At 53.2% G+C, this 13,822-nt stretch carries 16 protein-coding genes; 1 reads left to right on the forward strand and 15 read right to left on the reverse strand.

All coding sequences use genetic code 11. From position 1 onward, the window contains the following. Nucleotides 1-48: 48 nt before the first annotated feature. Nucleotides 49-336, reverse strand: coding sequence for a putative quinol monooxygenase (locus KNO91_RS07645; protein ID WP_214793771.1), 288 nt, complete (start codon nt 334-336; stop codon nt 49-51). A 141-nt stretch (nt 337-477) separates the two neighbouring features. Next, nucleotides 478-1,338: a YitT family protein gene (locus KNO91_RS07650; protein WP_214793768.1), complete on the reverse strand. Its 861-nt coding sequence runs from the start codon at nt 1,336-1,338 to the stop codon at nt 478-480. Nucleotides 1,339-1,517: 179 nt separating this feature from the next. Between KNO91_RS07650 and KNO91_RS07655 the strand changes: the two genes are divergently transcribed. Then, a complete protein-coding gene (locus tag KNO91_RS07655) occupies nt 1,518-2,432 on the forward strand; it encodes a YitT family protein (protein WP_214793765.1) in 915 nt (304 codons plus the stop codon). 56 nt (nt 2,433-2,488) lie between these two features. On the opposite strand, the gene KNO91_RS07660 is transcribed toward KNO91_RS07655, so the two are convergent. From KNO91_RS07660 to treP, 13 genes are all read right to left on the reverse strand, one after another. Further along, nucleotides 2,489-3,544: a GGDEF domain-containing protein gene (locus KNO91_RS07660; protein WP_214817306.1), complete on the reverse strand. Its 1,056-nt coding sequence runs from the start codon at nt 3,542-3,544 to the stop codon at nt 2,489-2,491. 93 nt (nt 3,545-3,637) lie between these two features. Continuing rightward, nucleotides 3,638-3,865: a carbon storage regulator CsrA gene (csrA, locus tag KNO91_RS07665; RefSeq protein ID WP_078147346.1), complete on the reverse strand. Its 228-nt coding sequence runs from the start codon at nt 3,863-3,865 to the stop codon at nt 3,638-3,640. Continuing rightward, entirely contained in the window at nt 3,865-4,302 is a 438-nt protein-coding gene (fliW, locus tag KNO91_RS07670) for a flagellar assembly protein FliW (protein WP_214793759.1), read from the reverse strand. The genes csrA and fliW overlap by 1 nt, the downstream gene beginning before the upstream one ends. A gap of 15 nt (nt 4,303-4,317) precedes the next feature. Next, nucleotides 4,318-4,893, reverse strand: a complete 576-nt coding sequence (locus tag KNO91_RS07675) for a DUF6470 family protein (RefSeq protein WP_214817308.1) — start codon at nt 4,891-4,893, stop codon at nt 4,318-4,320. 6 nt (nt 4,894-4,899) lie between these two features. After that, nucleotides 4,900-5,835, reverse strand: coding sequence for a flagellar hook-associated protein FlgL (gene flgL / locus KNO91_RS07680; RefSeq protein WP_214793753.1), 936 nt, complete (start codon nt 5,833-5,835; stop codon nt 4,900-4,902). A gap of 6 nt (nt 5,836-5,841) precedes the next feature. Further along, nucleotides 5,842-7,362, reverse strand: a complete 1,521-nt coding sequence (gene flgK / locus KNO91_RS07685; protein WP_214817310.1) for a flagellar hook-associated protein FlgK — start codon at nt 7,360-7,362, stop codon at nt 5,842-5,844. Between the two features lie 14 nt (nt 7,363-7,376). Then, entirely contained in the window at nt 7,377-7,733 is a 357-nt protein-coding gene (gene flgN / locus KNO91_RS07690; RefSeq protein WP_214793747.1) for a flagellar export chaperone FlgN, read from the reverse strand. Between the two features lie 114 nt (nt 7,734-7,847). Continuing rightward, nucleotides 7,848-8,099 carry a flagellar biosynthesis anti-sigma factor FlgM gene (locus KNO91_RS07695; RefSeq protein ID WP_074033759.1) on the reverse strand — a complete coding sequence of 84 codons (252 nt, stop codon included), beginning with the start codon at nt 8,097-8,099 and terminating at the stop codon, nt 7,848-7,850. Nucleotides 8,100-8,122: 23 nt separating this feature from the next. Beyond that, nucleotides 8,123-8,509 (reverse strand): flagellar protein, encoded by a 387-nt coding sequence (locus KNO91_RS07700; protein ID WP_214793744.1) that lies wholly within the window; start codon nt 8,507-8,509, stop codon nt 8,123-8,125. 18 nt (nt 8,510-8,527) lie between these two features. Further along, nucleotides 8,528-9,169, reverse strand: coding sequence for a ComF family protein (locus KNO91_RS07705; RefSeq protein WP_214817311.1), 642 nt, complete (start codon nt 9,167-9,169; stop codon nt 8,528-8,530). Nucleotides 9,170-9,192: 23 nt separating this feature from the next. Further along, entirely contained in the window at nt 9,193-10,350 is a 1,158-nt protein-coding gene (locus tag KNO91_RS07710; RefSeq protein WP_214817313.1) for a DEAD/DEAH box helicase family protein, read from the reverse strand. Between the two features lie 124 nt (nt 10,351-10,474). Then, the gene (gene treC / locus KNO91_RS07715) at nt 10,475-12,109 is read right to left on the reverse strand and encodes an alpha,alpha-phosphotrehalase (protein WP_214817316.1); all 1,635 of its coding nucleotides are present in this window, start codon (nt 12,107-12,109) and stop codon (nt 10,475-10,477) included. Nucleotides 12,110-12,191: 82 nt separating this feature from the next. Continuing rightward, nucleotides 12,192-13,640: a PTS system trehalose-specific EIIBC component gene (gene treP / locus KNO91_RS07720; protein ID WP_214793732.1), complete on the reverse strand. Its 1,449-nt coding sequence runs from the start codon at nt 13,638-13,640 to the stop codon at nt 12,192-12,194. Nucleotides 13,641-13,822 lie beyond the last annotated feature (182 nt).

The following is a 13,822-nucleotide window of genomic DNA, read 5'->3' on the forward strand; positions in this document are numbered from 1 at the left end:
GCAAAAAAGACGCATGACGCGTGGTCATCCGTCTCTTCATTCAATCCGTCACGTTCGCAGTTCGAGCGCGGCAATCCGCTCCATCTGCTCGAGGATAGGCTTCGCCTGATCGATATACGCCCTCACTTCAGCAAGCGACAACGACGCCGCATGCGCATCCTCACTCCGCCACACTTCATAGACGAACACCGTGTCCGCCTCATCGAGCGATACGTGGACCCGATACGATTCACAGTCCGGCGTCGCCTCCATCTCCCGCGCCGCTTCCGATAAAATCGCCACGAGCCGGTCGCGTTGTCCCGCTTTCGTGACGAGCTTGCCGATCAGTGCATACATGCTCCATCCTCCCCTTTCCCTTGCCTCGTCTCATTCCACTTCCCATGTCCGTTTTCCTGCATGGACGCTTCGCACATGCGGAATGTTTTCGCGGCGCACGTTTCCCGGTCAAACAAAAAACGGACAGCACGTGGCCATCCGTTAGTGAATATCGCGTTTTTGGAAATTCCCGCCCTTGACCTCCGTCACTTCATACACGACGACGAACGCTTTCGGGTCGACATCATCGATGATGTCTTTGATTTTTCGTTCTTCGAGCCGGTTGATGACGCACGTGATTTCGTAATAGCTCTCTTTTGAATACGCCCCTTGGATTTGATTCAACGTGGCGCTTCGTCCGAGACGGTCCCGAATCGTCTCGACCAGCTCATGCGGTTCACTCGTGATGATCTTGAACGTCTTCGCCCCGCTCAATCCCTCTTCGACAATATGTATCACTTTGGATGCGATGAAGTAGGCGATCGCGGACAAGACGGCCCCTTGAAGCCCGAACACCGTCGAGACGACGATAAAGACGAACGTATTCAAAAATAGAATCAAGTCACTCGTCCCGAACGGCAATTTACGGGACAAAAGGACGGCCAGCATATCAATCCCGTCGAGCGCGCCCCCGTTACGAAGGGATATCCCCATCCCGAACCCGAGGATGATTCCGCCGACCACGGTGATAAGGAGCGCGTCGCCCTCGATGATGGTCGGTACACGGTGCATGATCACCGTACCGACAGACAACGACGCGATTCCCGTGACCGAAAGGATGGCGAAGCTCTTTCCAATCTGTTTATAGCCAAGGTAGATGAACGGAATATTCAGAATCCCGATGAAGATTCCGAGCGGCAACCCCGTCAGCTGCGACCCGACGATACTGATCCCGGTGATGCCCCCGTCCGACACGTTATTCGGGATGAGGACGGACTCCAACCCGTACGCCGCAATGAGTCCGCCTATGATGTTCATGAAGATTTGAAATCCCATCAACCAGACTTTATTCTCTCGTTTCATGTTTCATTGACCTCCTTCTCAGTTTCAACAACTTTTTTAGCCTATCACAAAACAATATCGAAATAATTCACGAGAAATCATCAATCTATTCTGAATATTCATGTCAGATTCTCTGTCTCAAATGATTTTGCCTCGACTCGTTTTGGTATACTTAAGAAAATGGAAAGGGGGCACCACGTATGCAGCGTACACCCATGCCTTCCCCGACACCGGAGGAAGTGCAGCGCTTAAGGCGCGAACATAATCCGATCAAAGCGTCCGAACTGTTTGCGAAAGTCGTCCTCTTGCTGCTCGGTTCCCTCGTCTTCGCGGTCGGGTTGGAAGCGTTCCTCGTTCCGAACCAAATCATCGACGGCGGGATCGTCGGGGTCTCGATCATCGTTTCCTTTTTGACCGAGACGAAACTTGCCATCTGGCTCGTCCTCTTCAACTTGCCGTTCATCTATTTCGGCTATCGGCAAATCGGGAAGACGTTCGCCGTCGTCACGTTGACGGCAATCCTACTCATGTCGGCGTTCACGATCGTCCTGCATGACATCCAACCGTTCACAGATGACCTCTTGTTGTCGACCGTCTTCGGCGGCTTCTTGCTCGGGGCAGGCATCGGGCTCGTCATCCGCGCCGGTGGATCGCTCGACGGGACCGAAATTCTCGCCGTCGCCTTCACGAACCGATTACCGTTCTCGGTCGGGGAAATCGTCATGTTCTTCAACATCTTCATCCTTGGGACGGCCGGCTTCGTCTTCAGCTGGGACCGGGCGATGTACTCGCTCCTCACGTACTTTATCGCCTTCAAGACGATTGACGTCGTCTTAGAAGGAATTGACCAGTCGAAAGCGGCGTGGATCATCACGACCGCACCGGAAGAGATCGGCCAAGCCATCATGGACCGGCTCGGTCGTGGCGTGACGTATCTCCACGGGGAAGGTGCCTACACCGGGGACGGGAAGAAAGTCGTCTTCACGGTCATCAGCCGACTCGAGGAGACGAAATTAAAGGACATTCTCGACGACTATGACGAGAAAGCGTTCCTCGCCATCGGAAACATTCACGACGTCCGGGGCGGACAGTTCAAGAAGAAAAACATTCACTAAACGTGAAATCCCCTATAACCGCTGGACACACATCGCCAACGGTTATAGGGGATTTTTTAGGCGAAACGTACCTGGTCCCGTCCATTCCGTTTCGCATCATATAAAGCCTCGTCCGCCCGCTCGAACACGACCATGCTCGGCTCGTGCCCGGCGACCGCCGCACCGATCGAGACGGTCATCGGAATGACCTCGCCCTGACATTCGAACGTCGTATGGCGCACCGTCTCGACTAACATTTCCGCCAACTCTTTGGCCTGTTCACTACCTTCGATGACGAGCAGGAACTCCTCCCCGCCGTAACGACCGACGAACCCGCCCGGCGGACAATGCCGTTCGAGTGTCTGACCGATATGCCGGAGCGCGGCGTCACCGGCCAAATGACCATATGTATCGTTCAACTGTTTGAAGTGATCAACATCGATGACGAGTAACGTCCACGGCTTCCCGGACACTTCTAAGTCATTCATCTGTTCGAGCGTCCGGTAACGGTTCGGAAGTCCCGTCAATTCGTCGATGGTCGCCCGATGCGTATGCAGAAGGAACATCCATAGATGCGTCTCGAGCTTCTTCGCCCCCCAGTAACAGAGCCATGCCCCGAGCGACAGCATGATGAAATACGGTACGAAGACGTTCACGAACACCGTCGCATCAACGCTACCGGTCACCCGCATCAAGACGAGGAGCGCACCGAACCCGATATAGACGGCATACCCTCGTGACCGATGCATCGGCATACGCGAGAGGATGAGTGAAAATATGTAAAAGGCGATGAACATGAGAATCGAATCGACGAACGGGGCACTCATCCCGTGTAATGTCATCCGCCCGATAAAGATGAGCGCGAGCGTGACGATGGCACCGAACGGTCCGGCGTACGTCGCCGACAACGCGATCGGGATGAGGCGGAGGTCGATCCTCGCGTCACCGAGTTCAATCGCATTGAGGGTCAACAGAATCGCCGTCAATCCGTTCGACACCCCGAACCAAAAGCGGACAAATAATGGGGAGGACGGCTGAATCGGTAAGACCGTCCGCATCACATAGAGCGTGAGTGACATGAGTAAAAAGATGAGACTGATATTGATTAAAAATTGGTTGATGACCGTTCCCACCGTTTCTCCTCCTTCCCTTTCCGTTTCCATCCTATCCCAACTAGGTGAAACATGTCACCCTTACATTCTAAATTTACAAAAAAAGTCGAAAGCTCACGCTTCCGACTGCTTTTGAATCATCTGCTTCATCAAGTTGGCACTGTCTCGTGCTGACTCGTTCTCTTCTTGCATTTGAATGTACACTTCATGACGATGGATATCGATATGGCGCGGGGCATCGATGCCGAGCTTCACCTGGTCGCCCTCGATAGCGAGAACGGTGAGCGTCACATCGTCCCCGATGTGGATTGCCTCGCCTTGTTTCCGTTTCAATACGAGCATCAGCGCACCTCCGCTTTCGTGCCGCCGAGCGGATAACGGGCCGGATAGGCGTCATCTAAGATGACTTGCTTCCCGCGTCGTTCCTTCGTCTCGATGACAATCGGTGCCTTCAAGTTGAGCGTCGACGCATCGAACGGCTCACGGAGCGTGACGATCGAGTAGACGGAGACATGTTCTGCTTCCGCAATCCCGAGCTGGTCTTTCGCCCCGTCCGACAGTTCAAACGAATAGTCCGCCTTATGCCAGAACGGATTCGTCACGACGAACGCGCACGCCTTCTCTTCGATCGACTGGAGCGACCAGAACGGCAACTCTTCCCCGTACGGAATCAAGACGAACGTCTTCGAGTCCGGGAATCCTGGAATCTCACTGACGAATGTGATCGTCTCCGCTTCATTTATTTCAATCTTGCCAAAGTAGTCTGTTTCAATGAACATGGATTGTCCTCACTTTCAACGCGTTTCATCATACATCCCACCGACCGGCCATATGTCGAGCGACGCCTGTTGACGGAGGGAAATGTCCGTCGTCCATGGCGTGAACGAGATGTCAGCCGGTGTGAGCGATACATCAATCTGGGGCGGTGTGATATTCCATTCGATTTTCACATCCGCGGGCGTATACGTCAACTTGACACGGTCAATCGATTTCGGCATATAACCCATCTCGACGATCGGATACGGGTCGTTCACTTTCTCTGCAGCGATTGAAGGGATCGGGTTCCCGTTCTCGATGCGCATGAGACGGTCCCCTTCACGGGCAATGTTCGCCATCGCCTCGCGAGCCCCTTGTTCCCCCATCTGTCCGAACGATTTTCCGAGTTCGAGCGCGCCTTTCAGGTTACTCTCACTCCGAGCAACCGAGGAGTCGATGTCAAGTTTCCCTTGAGTCGTCTGTTGCGTCATCTCGGCCTTGCCTTGCTTCATCGACATGTCCGCCCGACCTTGACGCATCTCGAGCACTGGTCGGTTCGACGTCATCTGGATGGCGGCAAAGGTTTGCCGCATTTCAAGTCTCGCGAGATTCATGACCGATTACCGGAGGAAGTCAAGGAGGGTCGGTTGAATGATTCGAGCCCCTGCCGAGAGCGCCGCACGGTGGACCGTCTCATGCGACTTCAACTCCATGATGACTTTCTCGACGTCGATATCTTCGTTGTCGGACATGATTGTCTTGGCGATGATCTCGTGGTCTTGTAGACGGTTGTCGACGAGCTCCAAACGGTTCGCCCGGGCCCCGAGCTCAGACCGCTCGGTGATCAAGTTTTGCCCGATCGTATCGAGCGTCTCGAGCTGGGCCGACAAATCAGCACCACCCGTGTTCTCATCGGCGAGCAAGCCGCTCAATTGTTTCAATCCTTCAAAGAGTTCTCGTCCGAAGACGGTCTCTGGCTGCATATTCACTTGCATCGTGATCCCTTTTGAGACTTCGAACTCGATTTTCCCGCTCGCCGTCGGAGGACCGTCCGTCCCATAGATAGACTCAAGCGTTGCTCCAGGTTCTTCGTTCAAATAGTCTTTGAGCGCCTGCATGTCAATGAGCGGTTTGTCCGTTTTCGTCCCGTTGTAAATATATTTCTCGCCCGCCTTCGAGTTGGCGAGTGAGCCGATATGTTCGATTAACTGGTCGACCTCACTCTTGATGATTGCGCGTTGCGACGACTCGTACGTATCGTTCGCAGCTTGCGTCGTCAACTCACGGATCCGTTTGACAGCTTCCGTGACCTCGTTCAATGTCGAGTCCGTCATGTCCATCCAACTCGTCGCCTCGCTGACGTTACGGCGGAACTGATCGACTTCACGCACCTCGGTCCGATATCGGATTCCTTGCATCGCGACGACCGGGTCCTCTGATGCCTTTTGGATCCGCTTCCCGCTGATCAGTTGTTCCTGGACGCGGGCGAGCGTATTATAGCTACTCGATAAGTGTTTCAAGTTCGTCTGTGTGAGCATCGTCTGTGTGACACGCATCAGTCATTACCTCCCTACGACACCCATGCCGTTAATGATTTTGTCGAGCATCTCGTCGACGGCCGTGATGTTACGTGCCGCCGCATTGTATGCATGTTGATATTGGATCATCATCGTCATCTCTTCATCGAGCGAGACCGCGCTCACCGACTGGCGGCGCTGGTCCGAGCTACTCAAGAGGGCGAACGTGCTCTTCGCGAGGTTCGCGTTCTGGCTCGCCTCGACCGCCATGTTCCCGATGACGTTCTGATAGTACTTCCCAATCGAAGTCGTCGTCGTGGCCGACCCGGCAAAGCTTAAGGCCATCTCTTTTAGGCGTGCGAGTTCGAGCGCGCCGCTCCCGTCCCCGATATTGCCGTCTTTCGAGGCTGCGATCAAATCGAGGTTACTCATGAACGTCTCGTTCACTTCAATCGTAGACGCCGTGATATCGGCATTCGTATTCGTATCCGAGTTCACGAAGAAATCGTTACGCCCGTCCGTCCCTGACGCATCTTTGTTCGTCATATGTGCATCGTTGAACGCCGTCGCGAACACGCTCGCCATCTCATCTAAGTCTTTGAGCATCTTCGTATACGCCCCGTCCGCCGCTTCAGGACCCGACTGACTCCCGTACATCTCAACGAGCGCTCGCAACTTACCGTTCGGCATGTCTTGGAGCGTCATCGTCTCAGATGTCGTCGCATCTGCCGCACGATACGTCGACTCAGTCATTTCCCCGACGCCACCTGAGATGCCGTCGACCAATTTGATCGGGTTTGGATTTCCGGGCACGCTAATTTGGATATCAATCCGTCCTTCTGCGACGCGTTGCGAGTTCCCGCGCGTCTCACCGTTCAAGTAATCGACGGGCACACGCTCGAACTCGATATATTGCGAGAGCTCGTCCATGTAACGGTCACGCTCGTCATACAGCTCGTTCGGGAGGACGCCGAGTGGTTCCGCGTCTCCGATTTGACGGTTGACGTCATTGATTTTCGTCAACAGGTCGTTGATCTTTTTCGACACGACGCCCGCTTCCGCTTTCAAGTCATCTTGCACTTTCGTCAGCGACGAAGACATGTAATTGAACGTCTCGGCGAGCGTCATTGCCCGCTGACGGACGACGCTTCGCGCGCCTGTATCGTCCGGGTTGACCGACAAGTCTTGGAGCGATGCCCAGAACAAGTCGAGCGATTTGGCAAGCCCGTTCTCAGACGGTTCGTTGATGATATCCTCCATCCGACCGAACGCCGCCTCTTTCGTCGCATAGAACGCGTTCTTCACCGATTCGTCCCGATACTGTTGGTCGATCATGAGATCGCGAATCCGAGCGAGTGTCTCCCCACGCACTCCGGTCCCGAATTGTCCGGCTTTCGTGCCACCGAAGTTGACCGAGAGTTGTTCTGTCATCCCGAGGGTGAGACGTTGGCGTGAATAGCCAGGGTTTGAGGCGTTCGCCACGTTGTTCCCCGTCGCCTGGAGCGCCCACTGGTGTGTCGTCAGACTGCGACGCGCCGTCTCTAATCCCATAAATGTTGAACCCATTCTGTACTTCCTCCTTAAACGTCACGGCTGAACGAGCGTGTTTCAAACGCCTGTTGTCCGTATGTGAAATCATCTGCTTCTGGCAAGAGCATGTCCAAGTGCCAAGTAATATAACGAAGGGACTGTTCAAGAAGCAACGCGTTCAATTCGTTCTGACGCTTCAACTCGAACAAGACTGGTCTCAGTTCCTCTATCTCTTCATCGTCCAATTCATACGTCCCTTGAAGTCGTTCTGCTTCTTTTTGTGAGATTTGTCGGACGAGTTTCGCCTCTTCTTTGACGAGTGCGCTAAAAGCGGCCATGTCATTTTGAACGAGCAGCTGTTCTTTCGTATAGGCCAATTCGAGTAAACGTTTATGTAATGTGAGCATGAGTCTCTCCTTTTCTCAAAAAAAGAGCCGACTAAAGAAAGGGGTGCCCCTTATTTAGTCAGCTTCCGTGCCGTGTTATTCAGTGCGAAGGCCTCAAACGGACCTCGCTTCCATTCATCCTTGTAGAAAGCGTTTGGCGATTTCACGCGCGTCCCGTGAATACGTGCCCGCATCAATCTCTGCTTTCAAAGCGTCGATTTTTGCGAGACGATCCGGATGTTTCACCGGTTCTTCAAACCGGGCGCGGGCTTCCGCCGAGATTGACAATTGGTCCGTTTGGCGTGATGGCGCGGGCTTCGGCTCGACTTGCGTTTTCTTTTCATAAGTGTTCGGTAAGTGTACCCACTTGGCTGAATCGATGCGCATGCGTCTTCCCCCTCTTCATGATGTTAATCCAAACGATAAGCGCGAGCAGATGACGATTTCGTCAAGCTCTCTTGTAGACTAGACAGTTCCTTCTGCATATCTCTCTGGCAGTTCGAACACACTTTCCCTTCATTCGTCGGTTGACCGCAACGTACGCAGCCGACCAAGAGTTCCGGGTTGTCCTTAATGATCAGGCGTCCTTCATGGATATATCGCGTGATATCAAGTTCTGACACACCTGTCGCTTCGACGAGGGTGCCGATGTTCGTTGATTTGTTTTCTGGTTCACGAATGAAGTCACGGACTTTCAAAAAGTTTTGGAAGTCGACTTCACTACATGATGGGCAATAAGGCGAGCGACCTTGTTTCATAAACAAGCGTCCGCACATTTGGCAAGATGCTGCATCCATTGGTTTCACCTCTGCTCTTTATATCGGACGCGTTTTTGATTTGTTTAGCGCCCGAAATAAGCAAATCGCAGAAACTTCTGTCGCACCCGCCTGCCGTAACGAAAATGCTGCCTGATGGAGCGTCGTCCCCGTCGTATAGACGTCGTCTACAAGAATGATTTTCCCACATTTCACTGAAGTTGGTACAGTGAAAGGATTCGTTCGGTGTCGTCTTTCTTCTTTCCCGAGTTCGCGTTGACTTGAAACCTCGTTCTTTTCAATCAGTTGCCGGGTCGGAGCGATTTTTCGCGCGAGCAGTGCTGCTTGATTGAAGCGACGCAATCGGAGTCGTTCATCACTGAGCGGGACAGGTACATACGTCACGCCAGGTTCTCTTAGCTTACGAAGCACTGGTGCGACCGACGCGGCGATGGCGACGTCCCCACTGAACTTGAAGCGATGTAGCCATTCCACACCCGCCTCGTCATACGCATATAGACAATGAACGGTCAAATCTAAGCCGAGTGCGAGCCAGCGGATACAGTCCGAGCACGTCTCACCGGTCTCGTTCGGTTGACCGCAACGCGGACAGCCTCCATGGAGCGGTGTCAGTCGGTCCTCACACGACGGGCACACCCAGTCGCGTCTCCATAACGTGGCAGGTGTCCACGGGACGGTCATCGGTTGGTGACAAAGGAGACAGTTCATCGTCTGTTCGCCTTCTGGATCGCCCGAATGGCGAGGTCTTGTCGGAACGTCCGCTCCCCGTAAAAGAAACAGACCTCCCCCGTCGGCGCATCCGATTTTCGCCCGGCCCGGCCTGCCATTTGAATGAGCCCGCGTGTCGAGAAGAGCTGATGCTCACTCTCAAGCACCCCGACCTGCACGTCCCGAACCGTCATCCCTCGCTCCCAGATTGATGTCGCGAGGACAATCCCGTTCGTATCTTGGAGCCAGTGAAGCGCGTCGGTCCGCTCCTCGGTCTCGGCAGACACCATCCGACACGTAAATCCTGCGTCTTCTAACGTCTTTTGATACCGTTCCAGATCAGGCTTCGTCGGTACGAACAAGAGACGTGGTTTCGATGCATGACGTCGACAGAAGTCGAAGAGTCGCTCATCGGTCTGTTTGACGAGTGTCGGCACGGGTAAATCGAATCCGTGATAACGGCGAGACAGATGGACCGTCGAAACCCTCTGTTGCCATACGGTCGGGGTCGCCGTGATGAAGACAAACATCCCTTTACCGACACGAAGGATGGTGCGCCATAACGTGACGTCAAAGGCGAACGGGAAGGCATCAGACTCATCGACGAGCACATAATCGAACACATGACGTAGATTGAGTAGTAACGGCGCGGTCGCGACGGTGATCATCCCGATGGAATCTTTTTCCCCGCCTCCGTATCGTCTCGTGACGGGTACGGTGAATGCCTGTTCGAGTCGTTCCACCCATTCTAGGGCGACGTCTTTCCGTGGGGATACAATCAACACCCGTTTCCCTTCATTGACGACCCGCTCGATTACCAGGAACGTCATCTCGGTCTTCCCGGCCCCACACACCGCGTGGACGAGCCCGGTCTTGCGGTCGTCCCACCAAGCGAGCAACTGATTCGCGACCCGTGTTTGGGCGGGTGCGAGTTCGAACGGCATCGTCAATTCGGTCGTCTCGGGTGGAGTCGTGATGTCCCTTTCTTCTAAAAAGTCACAGCGACAGACGCGTCCGAGATACAGACAGTTCCGACAGTAGGCACACGAGCCGTGATGACAGGTAAAGGTCCGGACGTTCGTGCTGAGGCAGCGTTGGCAGATGCCGAAACGGATGGCACGGGTCCCGTTTGATGCGACGATGAGTTCCCCCATATTTCCTTGCTCCTTTTTCCTTTCACACTAGCAAATTGGAGACGCGACTGCGACTCAGCTTATGAAGGACAACCAATCGGCTAAACATAAATAGGACCCGACGAAAAAGTCGGGTCCCACTTGCTTATTTCTGTTTGTAGAACATGATCGCCTCGTATGGACGAAGGGACAACGTCGTCCCGTCGAGCTCAGGCACGTCGTAGTTGTGACTGACGACGCTCACCCGCTCGAAATCTTCCGGGATCGTGTACGTCGTTTCGGTTCCATAGAAGTTGGCGACGACGAGGAGCTCCTCGCGGTCGGTCTTCCGTGTATATGCCCAAACGTCTAGAGAATCAGGCGTGAGGAGCGTGTAGTCCCCGTCCGTCAAGACGTCAAGTTCTTTTCGTAACGCAATCAAGTTCTTGTAGTGGTAGAACACCGAATTCGGGTCATCGAGCGCCGCTTCGACGTTCACGTCTTGATAGTTCGGTGCGACGTTGATCCATGGTGTGCCGTCCGTGAAACCGGCATGCGTCGTCGCATCCCACTGCATCGGCGTCCGCGAGTTATCGCGTGACTTTTGTTTGATGGCCGCCATCATGTCTTCATGTGACACGCCTTCTTCGCGTTTCAACTTATAGTTGTTGAGCGTCTCGATGTCTCGATACTCATTCAAGTCGTCAAAACCAGGATTCGTCATCCCAATCTCTTCCCCTTGGTAGATGTAAGGTGTCCCTTGGAGCCCGTGGAGCACGGTCGCGAGCATCTTCGCGCTCTCGACGCGATGGTTCGTGTCGTTCCCGAAACGGCTGACGACACGTGGTTGGTCGTGGTTGCACCAGAAGATGGCGTTCCATCCCTTCCCGTGCATCCCTTGTTGCCACGTCGACATGATGTCTTTCAATTGGATGAAGTCAAACGGTGCCGCGACGAATTTCTCGCCGTTCGGATAGTCGACTTTCAAGTGGTGGAAGCTGAACGTCATGCTGAGCTCGTTCTCGTCCGGGTTCGAATAACGCACACAGTGGTCAAGCGTCGTCGACGACATCTCACCGACCGTGATGACATCATGACCGTCGAACACCTCTCGGTTCATCTCTTTCAAATATTCGTGGATACGTGGACCGTCCGTATAGAATTTCCGGCCGTCCGACTCATCCTCTGGGAAGTCTTGTTCTTTTGAGATCAAGTTGATGACGTCGAGACGGAACCCTTTGATCCCTTTCTCGCGCCAGAAGCGCATCATCTCATAGACGTCTTCGCGCATCTGCTCGTTCTCCCAGTTCAAGTCGGCCTGGGTCACGTCGAACAGATGGAGATAGTATTGTCCGCTCTTCTCATCATATTCCCACGCGTTCCCACCGAACTTCGATTCCCAGTTCGTCGGCTCGTCACGCCAGATGTAGTAGTCACGGTATCGTTCGTCTCCCGATAGTGACTTTTGGAACCATTCATGGTCGGTCGACGAGTGGTTGACGACGATGTCCATCATAAGGCCGATGCCCCGCGCCTCTGCCTCACGGATCAATTCGTCGAGGTCTTCCATCGTACCGTATGAAGGGTCGATGGCATAGTAATCACTCACGTCATAGCCGTTATCGTGTTGAGGTGACTGATAGACAGGCGTCATCCAAATGTATTCGATGCCGAGTTCTGCCAAGTAATCTAGCTTCGCCGTCACCCCTTTGATCGATCCGGTCGCGTTCCCTTCCGGACTGTAAAAACTTTTCGGGTAAATTTGATAGACGACTGATTTGCGCCAATTTTTCTGTGTCATCAACGACATCTCCTTTTTGTAAGAGTTTTCATTTCAATAAGAAAGAGGGAAGAACTGCCGTCCCTCCCTCCCGAGTCAATGCTTATGCGACTTTATTTTCTTCGATTTCACCTTTCTTCATGTAGCGCTTCGACAAGATGAATGTGAGCGCGAACGGGACGATGATCGCAATGATCATGCCTACGATGAAGAGAAGGATTTTGTCTGTGAAGATCGAGAGGAATCCAGGGAGTCCTCCGACACCGATTGCGATCGCTTGAACATCGTTCAATGTGATGAAGATGGCTGCGATCGCCGACCCGATCATCGCAGAGTAGAACGGGAATTTGTTCGGCAAGTTGACCCCGAACATCGCCGGCTCCGTGATCCCGAAGTAAGCCGAGATTGCTGAAGTCGATGCCATGCTCTTTTGTTTCGCGTTGTGCTTGTAGACGAAGAACATCGCGAGTGCGGCAGAACCTTGGGCAATGTTAGAGAGTGCGATCATCGGCCAGATGAACGTACCGCCTGTATCGGCAATCAACTGAAGGTCGATGGCGATGAACAAGTGGTGCATCCCTGTGACGACGAGTGGTGCATAGAACAATCCGAAGAGGAGTGCCCCGACGACCGGTACCGCTTCAAACGTGTTGACGAGTCCTGTCGCAATCAAGTTCCCGATTCCGCGTGTGACCGGTCCAACGATTGCGAGTGCGAGGAATCCAGTGACGACGATTGTCGTGATTGGAACGACCAAGAGTTGAATCGCGTTCGGTACACGTTTTTTCAAGAACATCTCAATTTGGCTCAAAATATAAGCCGCGGCGAGGACCGGCAAGATTTGACCTTGGTATCCGACTTTCTCGATCTCGAAGAGTCCGAGGATATCGAATGTCGGTACTTCGCCTTCAAGTGCTGCCGTCCCGTAGCCCCATGCGTTCAAGAGGTCCGGGTGGACGAGCAAGAGACCCATGACGATCCCGAGTACTTCGCTTCCGCCGAAACGTTTCGTCGCCGACCATCCGACGAGTGCCGGTAAGAAGACGAATGACGTGTTCGCCATCATGTTGATCAGGTCCCAAAGTCCTTGTAGGTTCGGATAAGCCTCGATGAGCGTCTGCCCTTCGATGAAGAGACCTTCTGAAGCAAGTAAGTTGTTGATCCCCATGAGGAGACCGGCCACGATGATGGCTGGAATGATTGGCATAAAGACGTCAGAGAAGACTTTGACGAGTTTTTGAAGCGGATTCATTTTTTTGCCGCCTGCGGATTTTACCTCGGCGACCGTTGCCGCCTCGAGTCCCGCGAGTTTGATGAACTCAGCATAGACGCGATCGACATCGCCGGCTCCGATAACGATTTGATACACGCCGGAGTTCTCGAACGCCCCCTTGACGAGATCGACTTCTTTCACACGTGCCTCATCGACTTTTGACTGATCTTTGAGCGAGAGACGGAGACGCGTCACACAGTGTGCGGCTTTGTCCACGTTGTCTTTGCCGCCGATCGCTTCTAAAATATCCGCGGCAATTTGACGATAATCTGCCTTCATGTTTAATGTCCTCCTTTGTTTGAAAACGATTAATGAAAACGGTTACTTATGAGTACAAACAAAGTATAACTTATCTATATAAGTTACGTCAACAACTTATATATACAAGTTATCAAGAAACATTCTAGTGATTATTCATGTAAAAAATTCCCTTATTCATTCTCCGTCAAACAAAAAACCTC

It is taken from the genome of Exiguobacterium sp. s59, from assembly GCF_018617475.1.
In the GTDB taxonomy this organism is placed as follows: domain Bacteria; phylum Bacillota; class Bacilli; order Exiguobacteriales; family Exiguobacteriaceae; genus Exiguobacterium; species Exiguobacterium aestuarii.

Coding starts and splice junctions, on each gene's coding strand:
- KNO91_RS07645 (WP_214793771.1), bottom strand. CDS start 336: ATGTATGCACTGATCGGCAAGCTCGTCACGAAAGCGGGACAACGCGAC.
- KNO91_RS07650 (WP_214793768.1), bottom strand. CDS start 1,338: ATGAAACGAGAGAATAAAGTCTGGTTGATGGGATTTCAAATCTTCATG.
- KNO91_RS07655 (WP_214793765.1), top strand. CDS start 1,518: ATGCAGCGTACACCCATGCCTTCCCCGACACCGGAGGAAGTGCAGCGC.
- csrA (WP_078147346.1), bottom strand. CDS start 3,865: ATGCTCGTATTGAAACGGAAACAAGGCGAGGCAATCCACATCGGGGAC.
- fliW (WP_214793759.1), bottom strand. CDS start 4,302: ATGTTCATTGAAACAGACTACTTTGGCAAGATTGAAATAAATGAAGCG.
- KNO91_RS07675 (WP_214817308.1), bottom strand. CDS start 4,893: ATGAATCTCGCGAGACTTGAAATGCGGCAAACCTTTGCCGCCATCCAG.
- flgL (WP_214793753.1), bottom strand. CDS start 5,835: ATGCGTGTCACACAGACGATGCTCACACAGACGAACTTGAAACACTTA.
- flgK (WP_214817310.1), bottom strand. CDS start 7,362: ATGGGTTCAACATTTATGGGATTAGAGACGGCGCGTCGCAGTCTGACG.
- flgN (WP_214793747.1), bottom strand. CDS start 7,733: ATGCTCACATTACATAAACGTTTACTCGAATTGGCCTATACGAAAGAA.
- KNO91_RS07695 (WP_074033759.1), bottom strand. CDS start 8,099: ATGCGCATCGATTCAGCCAAGTGGGTACACTTACCGAACACTTATGAA.
- KNO91_RS07700 (WP_214793744.1), bottom strand. CDS start 8,509: ATGGATGCAGCATCTTGCCAAATGTGCGGACGCTTGTTTATGAAACAA.
- KNO91_RS07705 (WP_214817311.1), bottom strand. CDS start 9,169: ATGACCGTCCCGTGGACACCTGCCACGTTATGGAGACGCGACTGGGTG.
- KNO91_RS07710 (WP_214817313.1), bottom strand. CDS start 10,350: ATGGGGGAACTCATCGTCGCATCAAACGGGACCCGTGCCATCCGTTTC.
- treC (WP_214817316.1), bottom strand. CDS start 12,109: ATGACACAGAAAAATTGGCGCAAATCAGTCGTCTATCAAATTTACCCG.
- treP (WP_214793732.1), bottom strand. CDS start 13,640: ATGAAGGCAGATTATCGTCAAATTGCCGCGGATATTTTAGAAGCGATC.